The sequence below is a fragment of the Curtobacterium sp. MCPF17_003 genome (assembly GCF_003224385.1).
GTDB lineage: Bacteria > Actinomycetota > Actinomycetes > Actinomycetales > Microbacteriaceae > Curtobacterium > Curtobacterium flaccumfaciens.
Window position 1 is genome coordinate 41,527 of sequence record NZ_QKLC01000022.1, and the last position, 6,000, is coordinate 47,526.

6 protein-coding genes are annotated in these 6,000 nt (G+C 70.0%); 3 read left to right on the forward strand and 3 right to left on the reverse strand.

Translation table 11 applies throughout. From position 1 onward, the window contains the following. Positions 1-137 precede the first annotated feature (137 nt). The 3 genes from DEJ30_RS16340 to DEJ30_RS16350 all read right to left on the reverse strand — a co-directional run bounded on the left by DEJ30_RS16340 (position 138) and on the right by DEJ30_RS16350 (position 3,306). Complete coding sequence (locus tag DEJ30_RS16340; RefSeq protein WP_099051947.1) at positions 138-398, reverse strand: DUF3039 domain-containing protein; 261 nt, start codon at positions 396-398, stop codon at positions 138-140. 107 nt (positions 399-505) lie between these two features. Beyond that, on the reverse strand, positions 506-2,077 hold the full coding sequence (locus DEJ30_RS16345) for an ABC transporter permease (protein ID WP_110862734.1): 1,572 nt from the start codon (positions 2,075-2,077) through the stop codon (positions 506-508). Continuing rightward, positions 2,053-3,306, reverse strand: coding sequence for an ABC transporter ATP-binding protein (locus DEJ30_RS16350; RefSeq protein WP_258370019.1), 1,254 nt, complete (start codon positions 3,304-3,306; stop codon positions 2,053-2,055). Before DEJ30_RS16350 ends, DEJ30_RS16345 begins: the two co-directional genes overlap by 25 nt. A 297-nt stretch (positions 3,307-3,603) precedes the next feature. Here DEJ30_RS16350 and DEJ30_RS16355 point away from each other — a divergent pair, with 297 nt between their 5' ends. The 3 genes from DEJ30_RS16355 to DEJ30_RS16365 are packed head-to-tail and all read left to right on the forward strand — an operon-like array spanning position 3,604 to position 5,937. Further along, positions 3,604-4,299, forward strand: coding sequence for an NTP transferase domain-containing protein (locus tag DEJ30_RS16355; RefSeq protein ID WP_110862735.1), 696 nt, complete (start codon positions 3,604-3,606; stop codon positions 4,297-4,299). Between the two features lie 43 nt (positions 4,300-4,342). After that, positions 4,343-5,167, forward strand: a complete 825-nt coding sequence (locus tag DEJ30_RS16360; protein WP_258370020.1) for an ABC transporter permease — start codon at positions 4,343-4,345, stop codon at positions 5,165-5,167. Beyond that, positions 5,167-5,937, forward strand: a complete 771-nt coding sequence (locus tag DEJ30_RS16365; protein WP_110862737.1) for an ABC transporter ATP-binding protein — start codon at positions 5,167-5,169, stop codon at positions 5,935-5,937. Before DEJ30_RS16360 ends, DEJ30_RS16365 begins: the two co-directional genes overlap by 1 nt. Positions 5,938-6,000: the final 63 nt, after the last annotated feature.

Consider the following 6,000-nt stretch of genomic DNA (forward strand, 5'->3'; position numbering starts at 1 on the left):
TCGTGAGCAGCGATGGTCGGGTGTCCGAGGGCGACCCGACCTCTTCTGCTCACGACGTCCGGCCAGCTGACGGAGACGACGGACGGGAGGCCCGTGGCGGCGTCGCCACGGGCCTCCTGTCCGTCTGCTGGTCGCGTCTACTCGGCCTTCATCTTCTCGTAGATGGCCTTGCAGTCCGGGCAGACCGGGAACTTCTCCGGGTCGCGACCCGGGATCCACTTCTTGCCGCACAGGGCCTTGACCGGCTTGCCGGACAGGGCCGACTGCAGGATCTTGTCCTTCTTCACGTAGTGCGAGAACCGCTCGTGGTCACCGGGTTCGATCGCTTCGTCTTCGAGGAGCTTCTCGAGCTCCCGGTCCATCACGTCGAGGCCGCCGCCTGGTTCCGTCATGCTCATGGGTCCAGGGTACGACGGTCCGCCCTCGGGTGCGCCGCTCGTTCGTTGCGCTGTGCCGTCAGTTGCGCTTCGCCGCTCGCTGCGGTGCGGTGCGGTGCGGTGCGCCCCTAGTTGCGCTGGGCCGCGGCGAGCAGGTCCGGGCCACGGCGGTCGAACAGGCGTCCACCCGCGGACACACCGATGACGAGCACGACGGCACCGATCCCGACGCCCACCAGGAGCGTCAGCACCGACCAGGGCTCCGGTCCCTGCACGGCGGTGAGCACCGCGAGGCAGACAGCGGGGACCGTGCAGAGCACGATGCCGATCACCATGGTCGCCTGCGCGACCGTGGCGGTCACGCCGGCGGCCTGCGGCTGCTGGAAGGGGTGGTCGCCCGGGCGCACCGTCGGGTAGGGCATGAGCACGGACACGACGCTCGACAACCCGAGCCCGGACAGCAGCGCACTCGCACTGACGCCGATGAGCAGCGGGAAGGCAGCCCGGTCACCGAACAGCCACGCGGACAGCGCGGCCCCGGCGACGATCGCGGGCGCCCCCGCGACCAGCACGGGCACGACCCGACCGAGCCGGTCACTCCACCCGGGTGCACCGGAGGCGACGTGCAGCCACACGGCGGTGTTGTCGTACGAGACGTCGTTGTGCGGCAGGAACCCGGCGATCAGGGCCATCAGCGGCAGCGGCACGAGGGCGGTCCACTGCCACGGCACCCCGGCGACACCGAGCGGGATGACGACGATCGGCACGAGCAGGATGATCAGGTACGACGTGCGGTACCGCGGGTCGCGGACCCAGTAGGTGAGCGCCCGGGCGGCGACGGCCGACACCGGGGCCGAACCGAACCGGTCGAACCAGCCCAGGCCCTGGTAGCGGCGGGTGCGGGCGCGGTCGTCGACGGTCTCGAGCGCAAGGCTGACGAGTGCCCACCACGCCCAGGCGAGGAGCGCGACGACGGCGACCGCGACGAGGAGCTTCACGACACCGGTGCCGACGTGGCCGCTCGCGACCTCGGCGGGCACGGCCCACGCGGCACCCCACGGGGTCCAGCCGGCGACGTCCGCGACGCGCTGCATCTCGGCGCCCTGCGGGTCGAGCCAGTCGACCCGCAGCAGCAGCGCCACCGTCGGGATCGAGAGCGCGATGATGACGAGGGCCACCAGCCACCCGGCGTCGCGGGAGCGGTCCGGCCCGATCAGCCGGGAGCCGACGGTGCAGCAGACGCGGATCAGGAGCGCGCAGGTCGCGACGCCGAGCACCCCGCCGAGCACTGCGAGCAGGCCGAGACCGGGATTGCGCGCCCAGGCGACGACCTGGCCGACGGCGACGATGACGACGCCGATCACCGGGATGCCGACGAGTCCGGCGACGACGAGCCCGATCGCCAGGCGACGGCGCTCGATGCCGAACACCGCGAAGCGCCGCGGGTCGAGCTGGTCGCTCCGGCCGACGACGAGCGGCACGACCGTGAACCCGAAGGTGATCAGGGTGCCGACGGGCACGATGACCGCGCGTGCGACGTCCGGGTCGGCGTCACCGAGGGCGATGGTCTGCGACGCGACGAACACGGCGGCGAGGAGTCCGACGAGGCTGGCGAGCACGACGGCGACGGACCGGCGGGCGGTGCCGCGGACCTCGCCCGCGAGCAGGTCCGCCCTCAGCCGGAGAAGCTGTGCAACCATTCCATGCTCTCCGCGACGACACGACCGCCGGCGAGTTCGACGAACTTGTCCTCGAGGCTCTTGCGCCCGCGGACCTGGGCCATGGTGCCGGACGCCAGGACCCTGCCGCCGACGATGATGGCGACCGAGTCGCAGGTGCGCTGCACGAGCTCCATCGAGTGGCTCGACAGCACGACCGTGCCGCCGCCCCGGGTGTACCGGCGCAGGATGTCCGTGATCGTCGCCGCGCTCACCGGGTCGACCGACTCGAACGGCTCGTCGAGCACGAGCACGCGCGGCGAGTGGATCAGGGTCGCGGCCAGGGCGATCTTCTTCGCCATGCCGACGGAGTAGTCGGCGACCTGGCGGCCGAGCGCCTCACCCAGCCCGAAGGCCTCGGCGAGGTCGGCGCTGCGCTTCCGTGCGGTGGCACCGTCGAGGCCGCGGAGCGTGGCCGAGTAGTAGAGGAGCTGCGCACCGGTCAGCCGGTCGAACAGACGGAGCCGGTCCGGCAGGACGCCGAGACTGCGCTTCGCCGCCGTCGGGTCGGCCCAGACGTCGTGGTCGAGCACGGTCACCGAGCCGGCGTCGGGTCGCAGCAGTCCGGTGACCATCGACAGGGTCGTCGTCTTGCCGGCGCCGTTCGGGCCCACCACGCCGAAGATCGAGCCCTGCCGGATCTCGAGGTCGACCTCGTCGACGGCCAGGGTCTGCCCGTACCGCTTGACCAGGCCACTCGCTGCGAGCACGACGGGCTGGAGCGTCTGCGGCTGCTTCGGTGCGGCGGAGCGGGGCGCGCGCTTCTTGGTCGCGGGCGGGGCGGCGGCGGTCGCCCGGCCGGCGTCGTCCGTCGCGTCGTCCGCGTCGGTCGGGACGGGAGGCTCGGCGCCGGTCCGCGGGGCGGCCTTCGTCGGGCGCTTGGTGCGTCCCTTGCCGTTGCGCGCCTTCGCGGGGCGCGGCGCTGCGGCCGTCGTCGCGTCGTCGGTGCGGTCGTCCGTCGTCGCGTCGGAGCGGGCATCCGTCGTCGCGTCCGTACGGGTGTCCGTCGCGTCCGTGCGGGTGTCCGTCGTGGCGTCGGTCATGGCGTCATCAGTGGCGGCGTCGTCCGCATCGGTGTCCCCCGTGTCGTCGTCGGCTGCGTCGTCCTCAGCAGCCGCGGCGGTGTCCGCGTCGTCGGCGTCCCCCGCCTCGGTCATCCAGGCAGCGTCGGCCGTGGCGTACACGTCCTCGTTCTCTGCTCGCGCTGGCATCGACCCACCGTACCAACGCTCTCCGACCGTCGGGAACCGTCGCGGCCAGGGTCACGAATTGAGTACGAAGCGCGCAGACCCGTACCCCGCGAGGGGGTGTTTCCGTATCATTCACCAGGGCACGAAGGAGTGTTCACCACTTGAAAACCTGCTCCAGCAGGCGATCCCGGCGGCCTCTTCGCAGCGACGACCCCGTCGACACGAACGGTTCTCGGGCAACTCGGACGTTGGAAGCGCAGACTCGACGAGGCCCGCCCGTACCCCAGGGTGCGCGGGCGGACACCAGAAGGGACCAGCATGACCACGCAGATCGTGATCCTCGCAGCGGGGATGGGCAGCCGTCTCGGCCGCAGCCTGCCGAAGCCGCTCACGGAGCTCAGTGACGGCCGCACCATCATGCAGCAGCAGTTCGACAACATCCGCGCCGCGTTCGGTTCGAGCGCCCGTGTGACGATCGTCGTCGGCTACAAGTCGGAGCACATCGTCGAGGCGTTCCCCGACGCGAACTTCGTCTACAACGAGTCGTACGACTCCACCAACACCTCGAAGAGCCTGCTGCGCGCCCTCAAGGCCACCGGCAAGAGCGGTGTGCTCTGGATGAACGGTGACGTGGTGTTCGACCCGATGGCGCTCGTCCGTGCTGCCGACATGATCGACGAGGGCCGTTCCTTCGTCAGCGTCAACACCGACAAGGTCTCCGACGAAGAGGTCAAGTACACCGTCGACGCCGAGGGCTTCATCCACAAGCTCTCCAAGCAGGTCGTCGGGGGTCTCGGCGAAGCCGTCGGGATCAACTACGTCTCCGCCGCCGACAAGCAGGCCCTCATCCGGCAGCTCGGTCGCGTCGACGACCAGGAGTACTTCGAGGGCGGCATCGAGGCTGCCATCGCCGAGGACGGACTACGCTGGACGCCGATCGACATCTCCGACCTGTACGCGGTCGAGATCGACTTCGCCGAGGACCTCGAGCGCGCGAACAACCTGTTCGCCTGAACCACCGTCAGGATCCCTCGGCGGTTCCGCCCGAAGGGAAATCGTGACCACAGCGAGTGCGCCGACCGCGCCCGTGGCTCCCGCACCCGCGAAGGCCCGGAGCGCCGGTCGGCGCTATCGTCAGGCCCTCTGGCTGCTGACCGTCCGCGACCTCCGCGTCCGCTACTCGACGTCGGCGCTCGGCTACCTGTGGTCGATCCTCGACCCGCTCGTGATGTCGGGGATCTACTGGTTCGTCTTCACGCAGGTCTTCCACCGCGGCTCGGTCGGTGAAGATCCGTACATCGTGTTCCTGCTGTCCGCGCTGCTGCCGTGGATGTGGTTCACCGGTGGCGTCTCGGACTCCACCCGGGCGTTCATCAAGGAATCGAAGCTCATCCGTTCGACCACCATCCCCCGCACGATCTGGGTGGCACGGATCGACGCGTCGAAGGGCATCGAGTTCCTGCTGAGCCTGCCGGTCCTGGCCGCCTTCGCCATCGCGACGGGTGCGCACCTGCACTGGCAGGTCGTGTTCTTCCCGCTGGCGATCGTGCTGCAGTGCGCGCTGGTCTACGGCCTGGGGCTCATCGTCGCCCCGCTCGTGGTCTTCTTCCGTGACCTCGAGCGCGCCACCAAGCTCGTGCTTCGGTTCCTGTTCTACGCGTCCCCGATCATCTACGGCACGCACGCGCTGCCGCCCGCCCTGCGGGACATCGCCGCGATCAACCCGCTCACCGGCATCTTCGGCATGTACCGTGCGGCGTTCTTCCCCGGCCAGCTCGATTGGCTCGAGGTCGGCGCCTCGGTGGTCGTGACCGGCATCGTCCTGGTGGTCGGCTTCGCGGTGTTCCGCCGCAGCGAGCACCGTGTGCTGAAGGAGCTGTGATGACCGCGACCGACCAGACCCGACACACCGAGACCGTCTCCCCGGTCATCTCGGTGCGCGACGCCGGCATCTGCTTCAAGCGCAACCGTCGCGCGAGCCGGAACTTCAAGGACCTGTTCGCAGGACGCGGGCGCCGCAAGCGTGCGGATGAGTTCTGGGCGCTCCGCAACGTGTCGTTCGACGTCCGCCCGGGCGAGGCGATCGGCGTCGTGGGGCGGAACGGACAGGGCAAGTCGACCCTGCTGAAGCTCGTGGCCCAGGTCATGCTGCCCGACGAGGGCCGTGTCGACGTGGGTGCCGGCGTCGCCCCGCTCATCGAGATCACGGGTGGTTTCGTCGGTGACCTCACCGTGCGCGACAACGTGTACCTGACGGCGGGCCTGCACGGCATGTCGCGGGCCGAGATCCGCGATGCCTTCGACGAGATCATCGACTTCGCCGAGATCGCCGACTTCGTGGACACCCCCTACAAGCACCTGTCGAGCGGCATGAAGGTCCGCATCGCGTTCGCCGTGATCTCGCGGCTCGACGAGCCGGTCATCCTGGTCGACGAGGTGCTGGCGGTGGGCGACAAGGCCTTCCGCGAGAAGTGCTACAAGCGGATCGAGCAGCTCCTGGCCGGCGGCCGGACGCTGTTCTTCGTCTCCCACAGCGACAAGGACCTCCGCCGCTTCTGCGACCGGGGGCTCTACCTCGACAAGGGTCGTCTGCAGCTCGACGGCACCATCGAGGCCGCGCTGGCCCGGTACGCGGCCGACTACGGCTCCTGACCGGCCGAGGTACTCCCCCTGCACCAACACGGGTGTCACTGGCTCTGTCTCTTATACACATCT

What these genes read in the sequence shown, in the direction of transcription:
- DEJ30_RS16340 (WP_099051947.1), bottom strand. Translation starts at nt 398, where the DNA reads ATGAGCATGACGGAACCAGGCGGCGGCCTCGACGTGATGGACCGGGAG.
- DEJ30_RS16345 (WP_110862734.1), bottom strand. Translation starts at nt 2,077, where the DNA reads ATGGTTGCACAGCTTCTCCGGCTGAGGGCGGACCTGCTCGCGGGCGAG.
- DEJ30_RS16350 (WP_258370019.1), bottom strand. Translation starts at nt 3,306, where the DNA reads ATGCCAGCGCGAGCAGAGAACGAGGACGTGTACGCCACGGCCGACGCT.
- DEJ30_RS16355 (WP_110862735.1), top strand. Translation starts at nt 3,604, where the DNA reads ATGACCACGCAGATCGTGATCCTCGCAGCGGGGATGGGCAGCCGTCTC.
- DEJ30_RS16365 (WP_110862737.1), top strand. Translation starts at nt 5,167, where the DNA reads ATGACCGCGACCGACCAGACCCGACACACCGAGACCGTCTCCCCGGTC.